Here is a 16,168-nt window from a genome sequence, read left to right on the forward strand (position 1 = left end):
CTCAGTCAAATCGCAGCGCGTCGGCAGGCAACATATGTGACGCTCGTCTTGCGGGTCTTAAACCGGCAATTGTTGCTATGCCAATTGCCAACACCATAGACATGACCACATAAATCCAAGAAGGTATAAAGAGCAAACCCACCAATACATACACGGCAAGGGCAAATAATGCCGATGTAAACAGCCCAAGCAAGGAACCCAAACTACCTACCACCAGCGACTCAAACAAAAACTGTCGCAATATATCTGAATTGCGAGCACCTATGGCCTTGCGAATTCCAATTTCTCGCGTCCGTTCAGTAACCGATGTCGACATCGTATTGAAAATGCCGATTCCACCAACCAGTAGTGAAATCATTGCCGCCGAAATACCAATTAAAGTGACAACACCGAGTATTTCTTCCGCGGTCCCAATCCACCCCTCCATAGTCTCCGACTGGTATTGAAAACGATTGCCCGTGGAACGCATCAACATATTTGTAACTTCGTTTACGGCTTGATGTATGAGCTTTTCGCTTTTCGCCTCAACCAATAAGGTATGGATGTCTTTCGATCCAAGTATGCTTTGATAGCTGGTATACGGTACCAGCATTCGGTTATTAATATCGTAGCCCTGAGTGGCACCCAGTGCTTCGAGAATAGAACGATCCTTATTCGCCAACACGCCAATCACGTTATAACGATGCCCGTCTACACGCAGGTGTCTTCCTATTGCGCCAGTTGCACTACCAAACAATTGCTCTGCAGTCTTGGGACCGATTACAGCAGCCATGTGACGGGAAGTAATATCACGGCGATGGAAGCCTCTACCGGCAATAATTTTATCTCGATTGAGAGAAAGAAAATCCTCCCCTACTCCCTGCACGGCACTTTTGGTAAAACTGTTTGCGTATTGCAACTGCCGTTTCCAATCGCTGAGATAGACGGTCGGAGAGGCGCGCTCAATTGACGGGCAGCAGCCTTTGGCCAAAAGCTCGAAGTGTTCATTGTTAATGCCACTGCCCTGTCGAGTCGTTGATCCTGGAACCTGATCTTCCCAATGGCGATAAATCCAGATGGTGTTCAAACCATAGGTTTCGAATTCAGCAAAAATCTGCCGCCTACCGTTTTCGGCAATCATGCTCAAACAAATCACCGCGGCGACACCAACACAGACACCCAAAATACTTAGCCAGGTCTGCGTCTTTCGCTCCATCAAGGCGATCCAGGCCTGCTGAAACGCATGTAGTGATACGTGCGACGCCGCCACTAATTACTGACCTCGTGTAATTTTCCCTTGTCTATAAACAACACACGGCTAGCGTGCCTGACTAGATCGGGATCATGCGTAACATATAGAATGGTTTTCCCGCCCTTATTCATCATGTCAAATAACTCGATGATGTCGTTCGCAGTTCCTTTGTCCAGACTCCCCGTTGGTTCATCGGCAATGATGACGGGAGGATTGTTTACCAGAGCACGCGCTATGGCCGCCCGTTGTTGTTGTCCACCGGATAGTTGTCCAGGATGCCGTTGTTCGTATCCTCCCAAGCCAACAGCATTAAGTGCCGCGTATCCACGTTTACGACGAACCTCGTCAGAGATTCCCGCGTATATCATGGGAAGTTGCACGTTTTGCAATATTGTCATACGTGGAATGAGATTATAAGACTGAAAGACAAAACCAAAATTCTCGCGCCGAATACGGGCGAGCTCATCTTCGTTGTCATTGTATATAGACTGGTGATCGAGTCGATATTCACCGCTGGTAGGTTTATCGAGACAACCGATAATCGACATCAGCGTTGATTTTCCCGCTCCAGAAGGGCCGGTAACTGCAATATAATCACCGCTTGAAATCGACAGACTTATCCTGTCGAGTACAGTGATTCGTTTACGTGCAATCTGGTATTCCTTACTCAGATCTCGTAGCTCAATCATCAAACAACCTAGGGTTGAGGCAGGCTAATTTTCTGTCCTTCTTCCAATTGTTTATTGCCTGGTAATAACACGCGTTGCCCAATGGATACGCCCTGTACAATTTCGATATGTGACAAACTTTGAATCCCGGTCTTGACTGGTACAAAATGCACACGATCATTTAGCGACACGGTTACGTGTGGTTGTCCATCAACTTGTAGAATAGCCTCAATCGGAACCACCAGGGCTCGATTATTAGATGCCGTATAAATAGCTGCATCTACCTGTTGGCCGACCTTTAGATCCGGTGCCTCGCTACCCAATGAAACATGCACACTAACAAAATTACCACTATTGCGAGTTTCTGTCGTTCCAGAAATGCGAATGATTTTTTCCATCCAGGTTCTACCAGGATAGGCATCACTACTCATCTCCACTTGTTGACCCTGCACGAGTCCCGCGCTATCGGCGGCGTCGACACGCAACTCTGCTTCAGTATTACTGACATCTACCAGCGTTAACAATGGCTCAGGCGGTGCCAACCATTGTCCTTCCTGAGCTTCAAGTGAAGCAACCATTCCGTCGAAGGGTGCTACGATAGCATGTCTTTCTACTTGTAGCTTGGCTTCGTTTAATTCTTCCTCTACCAATGACTGACGGGCGCTCTCCGTTTTCCAGTCGGTTTCAGCATCTTCGACCATTTGTCGCGATACGGCACCTTTTTCAAGTGCTCTTTGTAATCTTTCCAGGGTTTTTTGCGCCAAAGAAACTTTTTCTCGATTACTAATCAATTTTGCTTCGGCTTGATTGACTCGGCTACGGGCTTCCCTTGAATCCAGTTCCGCCAGCACAAGTCCTTTATTTACCGACTGACCCTCCCTTACTCTGACCTTGTCGATTTGTCCCGGAAAAAACGATGTCACATTAATCTTCTTACGGCTTATCACACGACCGGAAACCATAACTGACTCGTGTAACGCCTGTGTTTCAACTGCGACAAAACCGACCTGCACCTGTTTTTGTTGTGAGGCGGTATACATCAATGCCGGTAAAATCAGAACGGCTGCTAGTATGGCCAGGAGATAATTACGAAATCTGGGACTGATATGCAGACTAAATGGCAACGACGGTGTCTTGAATGAAAATGACTTTTTACTTCCACCATCGTCTTTGTCTAATGCGCTGAGCAAATCCATTAACGGATTTTTTTCTCGCTTCTGTTCCGTTTGCTCGCCGAGTTTATCCTTTAGCCATTCCGGTTCACTGCCAGGTATGTCTTCGCTGCTGTCGACTGTTTTCTTTTTTGGAGTTTTCTTTTCTTTCTTTTTTTCGACCAGTTGTGGACTCGAAATCTCTATTGTATTCAAATTATTTGAACGTTCAGCTTGTTCTTCCGCCTCTTCTTCCCGAAACAGGGCTTCAATTTCGTCCATAAAGGGATTAGTGTGCTCGGGATTTCGAAACTTGGGCACGACAGGCTCGGGATTTACTGGCTTTCCGCCAGATTGAGGCGTCTTTTCATTGCCTAACGGCTTGAGACTCAAATCGTCTACGCGATATTGATCTATGATTGCCTGGGAAACATTATTTTGTTGGCGTCGATTAGGAGCAGCAGATGCAACTTCATCTGGAGTAGAAAAAACTGCCCTTCCCTGTCGTTTCGGTTCACTTTCCGTAGGAGTACTAAGCGGCGGTGTTTTTTGTACATCAGCTTTCGTCTCGTTTTCCCGTCGGCCTGCCTCTAGCGAAGCGGCGGAGATTCTGTCTCTCTGAATTCTCGTTTCCGGTTGCTGGGGCAATTGTTCAGGTTCCCCGGCTAAGTCCATAGTCGGTATCGGTACGCTATTGGAATTTTCAGCCGGCGCATCGACGAGTGGAATTTCCGTGAGATGCAAATCATCCACCAATGGAATATCAACCTGACTGTTTATTGGTTGTATTTCTCGCGAGGTAAATTTTGTACTAATTTCGGGATTAACCAATGGCTCAACGATATCCATACCATTATCGCTTTTTGCCCCTTTGACGGGAATATCAGCTTCCACGCTTAACGTGGGTATCATGGCATCTTGTTGTTTGTCGATCTGAGTAGACAATTGATCCTTAAGTGAACGAAATACAACCGGCGTACTTTTTTCTGTTTTACTTACGGTATGTGAAGAATCAACAAAGACTCTCTCAATCGCATCACCCAAAATGTCCTCATCGAGCGGCTTAGTCAGAACGCGATTAGCGCCTATTTCGATCAGCTTGTCAGCCGTTTTCTGATCTGCTGCCCCGGTCACAACAATGATAGGAATGCGGGATTTCACTGGATGGCCACATAGACGAATCAAGCGAATCAAATCATCACCATTGACGCCGTCTCCGTCCGTAGTGATCATCAGATCGGTAATCAACAAGTCGAAGTTCTTGTTCAACACCGACTCAAGCGCCACATCCGCTCCAGAGAAATGTTCGACCAGATATCCACGTTTTTCTAACATGCGTCGCGTTACGAATGCGGATGTGCGACTATCGTCGACATAGCATATGTGTTTTGCCTGTGTGTGTTTCGCCGTCTGCTCTGTCATCTAATAAATTGCTTTCTTCGCTATATACTTTCTGAGCGATGTGGATACGTGTGCAATTCTTGCACACTCCCTCCGGAATCCCCAGTTATTATAGAGTCGGATAAACCCCTTGCTTTATCGACTATTTAAATCAATACTTTAGACTTCGATTTAAGAGGGATGCTCAATAAAAAAAGTAAATTTTGCAGTCTATTTGACGATCAATAATATGCTGCCTGCCTAGGACAGGGGCGTTAATCAGGGGTAGATGACACCATGACATGGACTTTGGACAAAATCTCGCCAGAAAGCGCGACAAACCTCCACGGACTTCTACTAGAGCGCGCAAAACGCTCTACAAATTCAGTCGCTTATAAATATTTTGATAGCACCGACCAGTGCTGGAAGGAATATACCTGGGCGCAAGTCGTGGACATTGTAACTCACTGGGCCACGGCGCTTTCCCAACTTCAACTCAACATAGGCGAACGTGTAGGCGTCATGCTTCCCAATGGCCCGGAATGGGTGTTCTTCGAGCAGGCGGCGGCACGGGCCGGGCTCGTCAGTGTCCCCTTATACCCCAACGACCGACCGGACAATGTCAGCCATATCGTCAATGAGTCTGAAATTCGCGTCCTGTTTTTCTGGGGACCGCTTCAATGGGATACCATTCGTGCGGCAAAAAACGACTTTGAAAATACACCTGTATTCATTAGCTCTCAGCCGGTGAACGACCCCGAAGTAACGCACAAATCTGAGTGGCTGAAGAAGGCTAACGGCCTTCCCTCGCTAGCACCTGTTAAGGTCAGCAGCAAAGAGTTGGCGACGATAGTGTATACCTCAGGCACCACCGGTCGCCCGAAAGGGGTAATGTTGAGCCACGATAACATTATCAAAAACGCCTTTTTCGGCGTCCATTCTGTGGACGTTTACAAGGAAGACCTGTTCTTATCTTTTCTTCCTCTGTCGCACACGCTCGAACGGACTGTTGGATATTATTTGCCTATGCTTTGTGGCGCTTCGGTCGCCTATTGTCGTTCTATTCCAGAATTGGCCGAGGATTTACTGAGTATCAAACCAACGGTGTTGATATCAGTTCCGCGCATTTTCGAGAGAGTATACGGAAAGATTAAAACCGGTTTGCAGGAAAAATCTCCTGTCGCGCAAAAACTCTTTGCCATGGCAATCTCTGTCGGCTGGGAAAAGTTTCTCGCCGAACAAGGTCGTGGTTCGCGTTCACTAAGGCAAGTATTGTGGCCTCTGTTGAATAAGCTGGTGGCTTCAAAAATAGCTGAAAAACTCGGTGGCCGATTACGTTTCGCCATTAGTGGTGGGGCCCCACTACCCAAGGAAATTGCTGAGACCTTTATTGGTTTGGGTATACAAATCCTGCAAGGATATGGACTAACTGAGTCTAGCCCGGTAATCAGTGTAAATAAAATGGACAGCAACATCCCCCACAGTATTGGACAAGCCCTGCATGGGGTAAAGGTACGCTTGTCCAAAGATGGCGAGCTACAAACCTCAAGCGAATGCGTAATGATGGGATACTGGAAGCGTGAAGACGCTACTAAAGAGACATTTACTGAGGACGGCTGGTTGCGCACTGGCGATTTGGCACGCATCGACGAAAGCAACCACATTTATATTACCGGGCGTCTGAAAGAAATCATGGTCATGTCTAACGGTGAAAAGATTCCACCTGTCGATATCGAGATGGCGATCACGCTAGACCCCTTATTTGAGCAGGCCATGGTAATTGGTGAAGGTAAACCCTATTTGTCCGCCATCATCGTTTTAAACCCCGAAGCCTGGCCAGCATATGCAGAATCATTGGGCTTATCCGCCACTACGTCAGGTGTTTTAAAAGACAAGACTTTGCTAAAGGAAATCAAGAAACGCGTGGATGAGCGCATGTCTGAATTTCCAGGGTACGCGCAAATACATCAAATCACTTTATCTGACGAAGTCTGGAGCGACCAGAATTTCCTATTGACAGCCAGCCTGAAAATGAACCGAAAAGTTATTAGCGAACGTTTTGCTCAGGAAATCGCTGCAATGTATTCTGGGCACTAAACCATCACCTAAACAGATCGAAAAAATATAAGATGAAAAAAAACCGCGATAGGCAACTAACGCGGTTTTTTGATTTTCTGTAGGGATGCTTAGATATATTTTACTGCAACGATTTCGTATTCCTTTAAACCACCGGGCGTTTTCACTTCCACTTCGTCGCCCTCTTCCTTGCCGATTAAGGCACGAGCAATAGGTGCATTGACTGAGATCATGCCAGACTTAATATCAGCCTCATCATCGCCAACAATTCGATATGTCACTTCCTGGTCCGTAGACACATCAAGCAAGTCGACAGTTGTGCCGAAAACGATTTTGCCTCCGGCATTGAGTTGCTTCACATCAATAATTTGCGCATTGGACAATTTACCTTCGATTTCCTGTATACGCCCTTCGATAAATCCCTGTTGTTCACGCGCTGCGTGATACTCGGCATTTTCCTTTAAATCCCCGTGTTCACGCGCATCCGCGATTGCCTGAACAACACGTGGACGTTCCACAGTTTTAAGATGCTTTAGTTCTTCGCGTAGTTTGTCTGCACCTTCAACGGTAAGAGGAAACTTATTCATTGTGCCAACTCCTTGTGTAACTCCTGTACGCTTATAACAGAGGTTTTTTCCAAATTAGCGAGCGCCTTGGTTGTGGCTTCCGCTCCCGCAATTGTTGTCGTGTACGAAACCTTATTTTGAAGCGAGGCACGACGCATATCAAAGGAATCAGCAATCGATTGCTTGGTTTGTGCCGTGTTTATAACAAATTGAATTTCGTTATTGATTATCATATCTACAGAATGAGGACGTCCCTGCGAAACTTTATTTACACGCTGGTTTTCAATACCCGCCTCGTTAAGTGCCGCGGAAGTACCATCTGTTGCAGAGATTGCGAATCCCAGTTTGACGAGTTCTTTCGCAATCTTAACAGCACGTACTTTATCACCGTCGCGAACGCTGATGAATGCACGCCCCTTCTGCGGCAGCAATACCCCTGCCCCTAATTGCGATTTCGCAAACGCTTCACCAAAATCACGACCAACACCCATAACTTCACCTGTGGACTTCATTTCCGGACCCAAAATTGGATCAACGCCAGGGAACTTCACGAAAGGGAATACCGCTTCCTTAACCGAAAAATATTCCGGGATGATCTCCCGCTCAACACCTTGGCGTTTTAGCGACTGCCCAGCCATCGTACGCGCCGCAATCTTTGCCAGAGGAAGACCAATAGCCTTCGACACAAAAGGCACAGTACGCGACGCGCGAGGGTTTACTTCGATAATGTAAATATCTTCACCTTTGACCGCAAACTGCGTATTCATCAACCCGATTACGCCAAGCTCCTTAGCCATAGCACGTACCTGATCTTTGATGCGAGCCTGAATTTCCTGAGGCAAAGAGTACGGTGGCAATGAACAAGCAGAGTCACCTGAATGCACACCTGCCTGTTCGATATGCTCCATGATACCGCCGATAAACACATCGTCGCCGTCACAAATGGCGTCAACATCGACTTCCACAGCATCATCGAGAAAACGATCGAGCAATACCGGTGAATCATTGGAAACCGAAACGGCTTCATGCATATAACGCTTCAAATCGTCCTCGCCATAGACAATCTCCATCGCTCGTCCACCAAGTACATACGATGGTCGCACAACCAGTGGATATCCAATCTCAGCGGCTAAAACAATTGCATTTTCTTCTGTGCGAGCGGTTGCATTAGGTGGTTGCAACAGTTTCAACTTGTCGACCATTTTCTGGAAACGCTCCCGGTCCTCGGCCATATCGATGGCGTCAGGTGAGGTTCCAATTATAGGTACTCCGGCTTTTTCCAAAGCACGCGCCAGTTTCAGCGGCGTTTGTCCACCGTATTGGACAATTACGCCTTTAGGCTTTTCCTTCGCGACAACCTCAAGCACATCTTCGAGTGTCAGCGGCTCAAAGTACAATCGATCAGATGTATCATAATCGGTCGAAACCGTCTCCGGATTACAGTTGACCATGATGGTTTCGTATCCATCTTCACGCATCGCCAGTGCCGCATGTACGCAACAATAATCGAATTCGATGCCCTGACCTATACGGTTAGGTCCGCCACCGAGCACCATAATTTTTTGTTTGTCTGTCGGTAGTGATTCGCACTCATCTTCATAAGTGGAATACATATAGGCTGTTGAGGTAGCAAACTCTGCCGCGCAGGAATCTACGCGTTTGAACACCGGACGTACACCGTTCTTGTGTCGAAATTCTCTGATGGTGTTTTCATGGGTTCCGAGCAAACTGGCCAGTCGACGATCAGAGAACCCCTTACGCTTAAGCAGACGCAGTCGATCGGCGGAAATCTTGTCCAACGATTTGCCTTTGATTTCCTGTTCGATGTCGATCAGTTCTTTTATCTGAATCAAAAACCACGGATCAATCTTGGATAGATTGAAAACATCTTCCACACTCATACCTGCGCGGAATGCATCGCCAACATAGAACAAACGATGGGCACGTGGTTCAGACACTTCTCGACGAATCACATCTAGCGCATCTTCGTCGATTTCCTTAATCATTTCATTCAGACCATCTGCGCCTGTTTCCAAGCCACGCAAAGCTTTTTGCAGCGACTCCTGAAAACTGCGTCCCATAGCCATGACTTCGCCCACCGATTTCATCTGGGTAGTCAAACGAGAATCGGCCTTGGGAAATTTCTCAAACGTGAAACGAGGAATCTTGGTAACGACGTAGTCTATACTCGGTTCAAACGAGGCCGGCGTTTTACCCCCGGTGATGTCGTTCATCAATTCATCCAGGGTATAACCAACAGCGAGTTTTGCCGCGATCTTGGCAATTGGAAATCCTGTTGCCTTAGAGGCCAATGCAGATGAACGCGAAACTCGTGGGTTCATCTCTATAACGATCATACGCCCATCTTCCGGACAAATGGCGAACTGCACATTGGAACCGCCGGTATCGACACCGATCTCACGCAATACTGCGAGAGAAGCGTCGCGCATGATTTGATATTCTTTATCTGTCAGGGTCTGTGCCGGCGCGACTGTGATGGAATCACCGGTGTGTACGCCCATAGGATCAAGATTTTCGATGGAACAGACGATGATGCAGTTGTCCTTGTGGTCACGTACCACCTCCATCTCATATTCTTTCCAACCCAGTACAGACTCTTCGATCAGCAACTCATTGGTGGGAGATAAGTCCAGACCTCGAGTACAAATTTCGATGAACTCGTCGCGATTATAGGCAATACCACCACCACTACCACCTAGCGTAAATGAAGGACGAATAATAGCAGGGTAACCGACCATGGCCTGAACCTGCTCGGCTTCGACCAGGCTATGCGCAATACCGGAACGCGGCGTTCCAAGACCAATCTTAGTCATGGCCTGGCGAAAACGCTCGCGATCCTCGGCCTTGTCGATAGCATCCTTGGAGGCACCGATTAATTCAACACCGTATTTCTGAAGCACACCTTCACGATCAAGATCCAGCGCGCAATTAAGTGCTGTCTGGCCGCCCATAGTGGGTAACAGAGCATCGGGGCGCTCTTTTTCAATGATCTTTTCAACCGTGCGCCAATGTACCGGTTCGATATAGGTCGCGTCTGCCATTTCCGGGTCAGTCATTATGGTAGCCGGATTGGAGTTGATCAGTATGACGCGATAACCTTCTTCACGCAGTGCCTTACATGCCTGTGCGCCGGAGTAGTCAAATTCACAGGCCTGGCCAATGACAATGGGTCCTGCGCCGATAATCAGAATGCTTTTTATGTCGCTACGTTTTGGCATAAGACGTTTCTAAAACCTTTTACTGAGCTGCGCGTTTTTCTAAAGTGTCGACAAACTGGTCGAATAAATATTCCACGTCACGCGGACCTGGGCTTGCCTCCGGATGCCCCTGGAAGCTAAAGGCATCCTTATCTGTGCGTCGAATACCCTGCAATGTTTTATCAAATAGTGATACATGCGTGGCTTCGAGACACGATGGCAGACTGGATTCATCCACGGCAAAACCATGGTTCTGGCTGGTTATCAGTACCTGTCCACTGCTGAGATCCTGCACTGGATGGTTGGCACCGTGGTGACCAAATTTCATCTTGATCGTTTTAGCGCCGCTGGCTAGAGCCAGTAACTGATGGCCGAGACAAATACCAAACACGGGAATATTGGCATCCAAAATCTCGGCAATGGCCTTGATTGCATAATCGCACGGCTCGGGATCACCCGGACCATTGGATAGAAACACGCCATCGGGCTTGAGTTTCAAGACTTCAGCAGCGGGTGTCTTTGCAGATACAACAGTCAAACGGCAGCCACGATCAACGAGCAGGCGCAGAATGTTGTGTTTTACGCCGTAATCATAAGCCACCACATGAAAGCGACCAACATTGTCCTTGCTATAGCCGTTCTCAAGTGACCAGATACCTTCGTTCCAATCATATTGCTCACGTGTGGTAACGACTTGAGCCAAATCCATCCCCTTCAAACCAGGGAAGCCTTTGGCCTTTTCAATAGCTGCCATATCGTCCACATTGTCACCGACGATAATACAGCCGTTTTGTGCGCCCTTCTCTCTCAATATGCGCGTCAACTTACGCGTGTCGATACCTGCAATCGCCACGGTATTGTGTCGACGCAGATAATCTTCGAGAGATTCTTGTGAGCGCCAGTTGCTGACGATAGGTGACAATTCGCGAATAATCAGGCCAGCGGCATGAAGTGACTTTGATTCCTGATCTTCTTTGTTACAGCCGACATTGCCTATATGTGGATAAGTCAGCGTAACGATTTGACGGGCATAAGAGGGGTCGGAAAGGATTTCCTGATACCCAGTTAGCGAAGTGTTGAAAACCACCTCACCAACGGTCTCGCCATCGGCACCAATGGATTCGCCACGGAATACGGTGCCGTCTTCAAGGGCTAAAAGCGCCGGTTTTCTCAAGTAAAACCTCCAAGAGACAGACGTGCAAAAAGCGGGAGCAACCCTGTCGAGCGCTCCCGCCGAGAATACTATGCGTTCGGAATAATGGGGTGGAATTTTACTCGAGATGACCCTAAGTGTCTATGGTGAAAACAGGTTTCTCGAAGACCCGGCCTTAGGCCAGGCCGAGCACATCCTGCATATCGAAGAGACCTGTGTCGTGACTCATGATCCATTGCGCCGCGCGGGCCGCGCCCTTGGCGAATGTCATGCGACTAGATGCCTTATGGGTGATTTCTACTCGTTCGCCGATTCCTGCAAACATGACCGTGTGTTCACCAACGATGTCGCCGGCGCGGATAGTCTCAAAACCAATCGTCTTGCGGTCGCGTGCACCGGTGTGACCCTCTCTGCCATATACTGCACAGGTTTTCAGATCACGCCCTAAGGCATCGGCTACCACTTCGCCCATGCGTAGCGCTGTACCCGATGGCGCGTCGACCTTATGGCGATGATGGGCTTCGATAATCTCGATATCGACATCATCACCCATTACTCTGGCAGCGATGTCGAGCAGCTTCAGACAGAGATTTACGCCAACACTCATATTCGGCGCAAACACAATACCTGTTGATTCCGAGGCCTGTTTGATTCTGGCCTTCTGCTCTTCATTAAATCCGGTGGTGCCAATAACGACTTTTTTGCCATTGGCCGCGCACAACTCCACATTGCCCAAGGTATTTTCAATAGTCGTGAAATCAATCAATACGTCAAATTGATCGACCACGCTCTTTACGCTGTCGACTAACTGTACACCTGCCTTGCCGCTACCGATCAAGTCACCGACATCCATCCCCAGCAAGGGGCTGCCGGGACGCTCAATGGCGGCACTAACACGCACACCTACCGCTTCATTGATGGCTTCTATTAAATTCCGTCCCATGCGCCCACCGGCGCCAGTAACAGCTACGTTGATCATGATTTTTCCCCAGATTTGCGACGCTACCAGCTTATGTAGGAATAGCCGTCAGCCTGTAATTCGATAAGATCGCTCGCCCCCACTTCAACGATGGTTGCGAATTCATAGAGATCTTTTTCTGTCCATTTGAGTGATTTCATGGTGTTTCCACAAGCGTGAAACTCTACACCATAGGCGCTGAGGCTTTTAACCCGCTGCTTAATTTCATCTGTTACAGGTCGCCCCGGCTTTTTCGCCAGTATATGTAGGCCTGGGCCAAAACAGGTCACCACAATGCGCACATTATCGCCATACTTGCGCAATACCGCACCCACGGAAAACAACACATGGTTATGATAATCAGGATCGGACTTGTTAAATTGATAGACGACTTTGTAATCCGCCTCATCACCAGGGAATTTCAATTCTTCAAGCTCGACTTTTTCTGCGTGGGCTTTGCCCATGCCCATCGCCAGCAAACCACCACCTGCGGCAAGTGCTCCTAATGTTTTGCGTCGGCTAACATCTGGATCGCTATTACGCAATTTTCGAAACCAATTTTTCATGCCCTGCTCCGTCAGGTCAGATCATCAAAGAATTCTTTTACTTTATCCAGCCAGGATTTGTGTTGCGGGTTGTGCTTGCCGCCATTAAGAGTGTCCTCAAACGAACGTAATAAATCTTTTTGTTCGTTAGACAAATTAACCGGGGTCTCAACGTTTACTCGACAGAACAAATCGCCAGTCACATTCCCACGCACGGGTTTTACCCCTTTGCCACGAAGTCGAAACAATTTACCTGTTTGTGTCTCTGGTGGCACCCGCAATTTTACTTTTCCATCAAGTGTAGGCACTTCTAGCTCACCGCCCAAAGCAGCTGTGACAAAACTCACTGGCATATCACAATACAGGTTTTCATTCTCACGTACAAAAATTGGATGTTCTTTGACGTTGATGTGAATATACAGATCACCGGCAGGGCCACCGTTTTCACCTGCTTCACCTTCACCGCCGAGGCGAATGCGATCACCGGTATCCACGCCGGAGGGAATCTTTGCCGAGAGCGTTTTGTGCTCCTGAACTCGACCATGACCGTGACAACTGCCGCAGGGGTCTTTTATCATCTGACCACTACCATGGCATTGCGGACAGGTCTGTTGTATCGAGAAAAAGCCCTGCTGCATGCGCACCTGGCCATGACCACCACATGTTGAACAAGTAACAGGCGTGCTACCTTTCTTGGCGCCACTGCCATTACAGGTATTACATTTGACATAGGTTGGGACACGGATCTTTACCGTGGTACCACGTACAGCGTCTTCCAGAGAAATATCCAGGTTATACCTGAGATCCGCGCCACGATTGACTCGCTGACCACCACCGCCACGACCGCCACCGAAGATATCGCCAAAGATATCACCAAAAATATCGCTGAAACCGCCCTGAGCTCCTCCGCCGCCGCCAAAACCGCGCGCAGAAGGGTCAACACCTGCGTGACCAAATTGGTCATAGGCCGCGCGTTTTTGCTCGTCGTTGAGCACATCGTAGGCTTCTTTGGCCTCTTTGAATTTTTCCTCGGCCTCAGCGTCGCCCGGATTACGATCCGGATGAAACTTCATTGCCTTGGCTCGATAGGCCTTTTTCAGTTCGTCCTTACTGGCGTTTTTGCTAACACCTAAGACTTCGTAGTAATCGCGCTTTGACATTGAGCTTGTTACCATTTTGTGTTTTACCTAAAAAGCAGGCGCGTATATACGCGCCTGACTTCTATGCATTCCCGTTGCCGGGCGCGGGGACGATTACTTATCGTCCTTTACTTCTTCGAACTCGGCATCAACGACGTCATCAGCTGAACTGTTCGTGGCTTCTGCCGCTGCATCCGCCGCGCCATCACCCGATTGTTTGGCATAAGCGCGCTGCGCCATCTCGCCAGAAGCCTCGGTCAATTTGGCCGTCTTGGCTTCGATGTCCGCCTTATCATCGCTCTTCATTGCCTTCTTCAGATCTTCGATAGCCGTGTTGATTTTGGTCTTTTCGTCTTGAGTAACCTCGTCACCAAGATCCTTCATCGACTTCTCGACCGCGTGTATCATATTGTCGGCCGTATTGCGTGCGGTGACCAATTCCTGGAACTTCTTGTCCTCGTCCGCATGCAATTCCGCATCCTTGATCATCTTTTCGACTTCTTCATCAGACAAACCGCTAGAAGCCTTGATCACGATAGACTGTTCTTTTCCAGTCGCCTTGTCCTTCGCAGACACATTCAAAATACCGTTGGCATCGATGTCGAAGCTGACTTCGATTTGCGGCACACCGCGTGGTGCTGGTGGTATGTCCTGGAGGTCGAAACGACCCAGTGACTTATTACCTGCCGCCTGCTCACGTTCACCCTGCAGTACATGTACGGTTACGGCTGTTTGATTGTCATCAGCAGTTGAGAACACCTGCGATGCCTTGGTAGGTATGGTCGTGTTCTTGTCGATCAACTTGGTCATAACTCCACCCATAGTCTCGATACCAAGAGACAGTGGCGTTACGTCAAGCAACAATACGTCTTTAACATCACCACCAAGTACACCACCCTGGATCGCTGCACCAACCGCTACCGCTTCGTCAGGGTTTACATCTTTGCGCGGCTCTTTACCGAAATAGTTCTTAACCGCCTCTTGTACCTTAGGCATACGAGTCTGGCCACCGACAAGAATAACGTCGTCGATTTCAGAGGTCGAAAGACCAGCGTCTTTCAAGGCAACCTTACAAGGATCGATAGTGCGTCTGATCAATTCATCAACCAGGGATTCCAGCTTGGCACGTGTCACCTTGATGTTAAGGTGTTTTGGACCTGATGCATCGGCGGTAATATAGGGCAGATTCACTTCAGTTTGCTGTGTGGAAGACAGCTCGATCTTGGCCTTTTCTGCCGCTTCTTTCAGACGTTGCAGCGCAAGCGGATCACGATGCAAATCGATACCAGATTCCTTCTTGAATTCGTCTGCCAGGTAATCGATCAGACGCGTGTCGAAATCTTCACCACCGAGGAAAGTATCGCCGTTAGTCGCCAGTACTTCGAACTGGTGATCGCCATCGACTTCGGCAATTTCGATAATGGATACGTCGAAGGTTCCGCCACCAAGATCGTATACCGCAATCTTGCGATCGCCCTTACCCTTGTCCATACCATAGGCCAGCGCCGCAGCAGTAGGCTCATTGATGATACGCTTGACTTCCAGACCGGCAATCTTGCCCGCGTCTTTGGTAGCCTGACGCTGAGAGTCGTTAAAATAAGCAGGAACAGTGATAACTGCTTCGGTAACCGGCTCACCGAGGAATTCTTCAGCAGTCTTCTTCATCTTCATCAATACGCGCGCAGAGATTTCAGGCGCAGCCATTTTTTTGCCACGCGCCTCAACCCATGCATCACCGTTATCGGCCTTGACGATTTTGTAAGGCACCAGATGAATGTCTTTTTGTACGATGTCCTCGTCGAAACGACGGCCAATGAGTCGCTTGACCGCAAAAAATGTCTCAGTCGGGTTAGTTACCGCCTGACGCTTGGCCGGTTGGCCGACAATGACTTCGCCATCTTCGGTGAAGGCTACAATAGACGGTGTTGTGCGATCACCCTCGGAATTTTCTATTACGCGAGGCTTTCCGCCCGCTTCCATAACAGCCACACAGGAGTTGGTGGTGCCAAGGTCTATACCTATGATTCTGCCCATTAAAGTTCTCCTAAAAGTAAATCAATTCGTTATTGTTAGCGTATGTGGG

11 protein-coding genes are annotated in these 16,168 nt (G+C 48.4%); 1 reads left to right on the top strand and 10 read right to left on the bottom strand.

All coding sequences use genetic code 11. The features are described 5' to 3' along the window. Nucleotide 1: 1 nt before the first annotated feature. The 3 genes from OEZ43_14665 to OEZ43_14675 are packed head-to-tail and all read right to left on the bottom strand — an operon-like array spanning nt 2 to nt 4,472. Nucleotides 2-1,249 carry an ABC transporter permease gene (locus OEZ43_14665; GenBank protein ID MDH5546832.1) on the bottom strand — a complete coding sequence of 416 codons (1,248 nt, stop codon included), beginning with the start codon at nt 1,247-1,249 and terminating at the stop codon, nt 2-4. Further along, nucleotides 1,249-1,920 (bottom strand): ABC transporter ATP-binding protein, encoded by a 672-nt coding sequence (locus OEZ43_14670; GenBank protein MDH5546833.1) that lies wholly within the window; start codon nt 1,918-1,920, stop codon nt 1,249-1,251. The genes OEZ43_14665 and OEZ43_14670 overlap by 1 nt, the downstream gene beginning before the upstream one ends. Before the next feature lie 8 nt (nt 1,921-1,928). Then, the gene (locus tag OEZ43_14675) at nt 1,929-4,472 is read right to left on the bottom strand and encodes an efflux RND transporter periplasmic adaptor subunit (protein ID MDH5546834.1); all 2,544 of its coding nucleotides are present in this window, start codon (nt 4,470-4,472) and stop codon (nt 1,929-1,931) included. 255 nt (nt 4,473-4,727) lie between these two features. On the opposite strand from OEZ43_14675, the gene OEZ43_14680 reads away from it, so the two are divergent. After that, entirely contained in the window at nt 4,728-6,527 is a 1,800-nt protein-coding gene (locus tag OEZ43_14680; GenBank protein MDH5546835.1) for a long-chain fatty acid--CoA ligase, read from the top strand. 89 nt (nt 6,528-6,616) lie between these two features. On the opposite strand, the gene greA is transcribed toward OEZ43_14680, so the two are convergent. The 7 genes from greA to dnaK form a co-directional block, all read right to left on the bottom strand. Continuing rightward, nucleotides 6,617-7,093, bottom strand: coding sequence for a transcription elongation factor GreA (greA, locus tag OEZ43_14685; protein ID MDH5546836.1), 477 nt, complete (start codon nt 7,091-7,093; stop codon nt 6,617-6,619). Further along, on the bottom strand, nt 7,090-10,311 hold the full coding sequence (carB, locus tag OEZ43_14690) for a carbamoyl-phosphate synthase large subunit (protein ID MDH5546837.1): 3,222 nt from the start codon (nt 10,309-10,311) through the stop codon (nt 7,090-7,092). The genes greA and carB overlap by 4 nt, the downstream gene beginning before the upstream one ends. Before the next feature lie 19 nt (nt 10,312-10,330). Continuing rightward, nucleotides 10,331-11,464 carry a glutamine-hydrolyzing carbamoyl-phosphate synthase small subunit gene (gene carA / locus OEZ43_14695; GenBank protein ID MDH5546838.1) on the bottom strand — a complete coding sequence of 378 codons (1,134 nt, stop codon included), beginning with the start codon at nt 11,462-11,464 and terminating at the stop codon, nt 10,331-10,333. A gap of 154 nt (nt 11,465-11,618) precedes the next feature. After that, on the bottom strand, nt 11,619-12,422 hold the full coding sequence (gene dapB, locus OEZ43_14700) for a 4-hydroxy-tetrahydrodipicolinate reductase (GenBank protein ID MDH5546839.1): 804 nt from the start codon (nt 12,420-12,422) through the stop codon (nt 11,619-11,621). A 23-nt stretch (nt 12,423-12,445) separates the two neighbouring features. Next, nucleotides 12,446-12,967, bottom strand: a complete 522-nt coding sequence (locus tag OEZ43_14705) for a DsrE family protein (GenBank protein MDH5546840.1) — start codon at nt 12,965-12,967, stop codon at nt 12,446-12,448. 11 nt (nt 12,968-12,978) lie between these two features. Further along, a complete protein-coding gene (gene dnaJ, locus OEZ43_14710) occupies nt 12,979-14,106 on the bottom strand; it encodes a molecular chaperone DnaJ (GenBank protein MDH5546841.1) in 1,128 nt (375 codons plus the stop codon). A 93-nt stretch (nt 14,107-14,199) separates the two neighbouring features. After that, complete coding sequence (gene dnaK / locus OEZ43_14715; GenBank protein ID MDH5546842.1) at nt 14,200-16,119, bottom strand: molecular chaperone DnaK; 1,920 nt, start codon at nt 16,117-16,119, stop codon at nt 14,200-14,202. Between the last annotated feature and the right edge of the window lie 49 nt (nt 16,120-16,168).

The organism is Gammaproteobacteria bacterium (genome assembly GCA_029881255.1).
Lineage (GTDB): Bacteria > Pseudomonadota > Gammaproteobacteria > S012-40 > S012-40 > JAOUMY01.

Excerpts from the sequence above, each read along its gene's own strand:
- OEZ43_14670 (MDH5546833.1), bottom strand. The coding sequence starts at position 1,920 with ATGATTGAGCTACGAGATCTGAGTAAGGAATACCAGATTGCACGTAAA.
- OEZ43_14675 (MDH5546834.1), bottom strand. The coding sequence starts at position 4,472 with ATGACAGAGCAGACGGCGAAACACACACAGGCAAAACACATATGCTAT.
- OEZ43_14680 (MDH5546835.1), top strand. The coding sequence starts at position 4,728 with ATGACATGGACTTTGGACAAAATCTCGCCAGAAAGCGCGACAAACCTC.
- greA (MDH5546836.1), bottom strand. The coding sequence starts at position 7,093 with ATGAATAAGTTTCCTCTTACCGTTGAAGGTGCAGACAAACTACGCGAA.
- carB (MDH5546837.1), bottom strand. The coding sequence starts at position 10,311 with ATGCCAAAACGTAGCGACATAAAAAGCATTCTGATTATCGGCGCAGGA.
- dapB (MDH5546839.1), bottom strand. The coding sequence starts at position 12,422 with ATGATCAACGTAGCTGTTACTGGCGCCGGTGGGCGCATGGGACGGAAT.
- OEZ43_14705 (MDH5546840.1), bottom strand. The coding sequence starts at position 12,967 with ATGAAAAATTGGTTTCGAAAATTGCGTAATAGCGATCCAGATGTTAGC.
- dnaJ (MDH5546841.1), bottom strand. The coding sequence starts at position 14,106 with ATGTCAAAGCGCGATTACTACGAAGTCTTAGGTGTTAGCAAAAACGCC.
- dnaK (MDH5546842.1), bottom strand. The coding sequence starts at position 16,119 with ATGGGCAGAATCATAGGTATAGACCTTGGCACCACCAACTCCTGTGTG.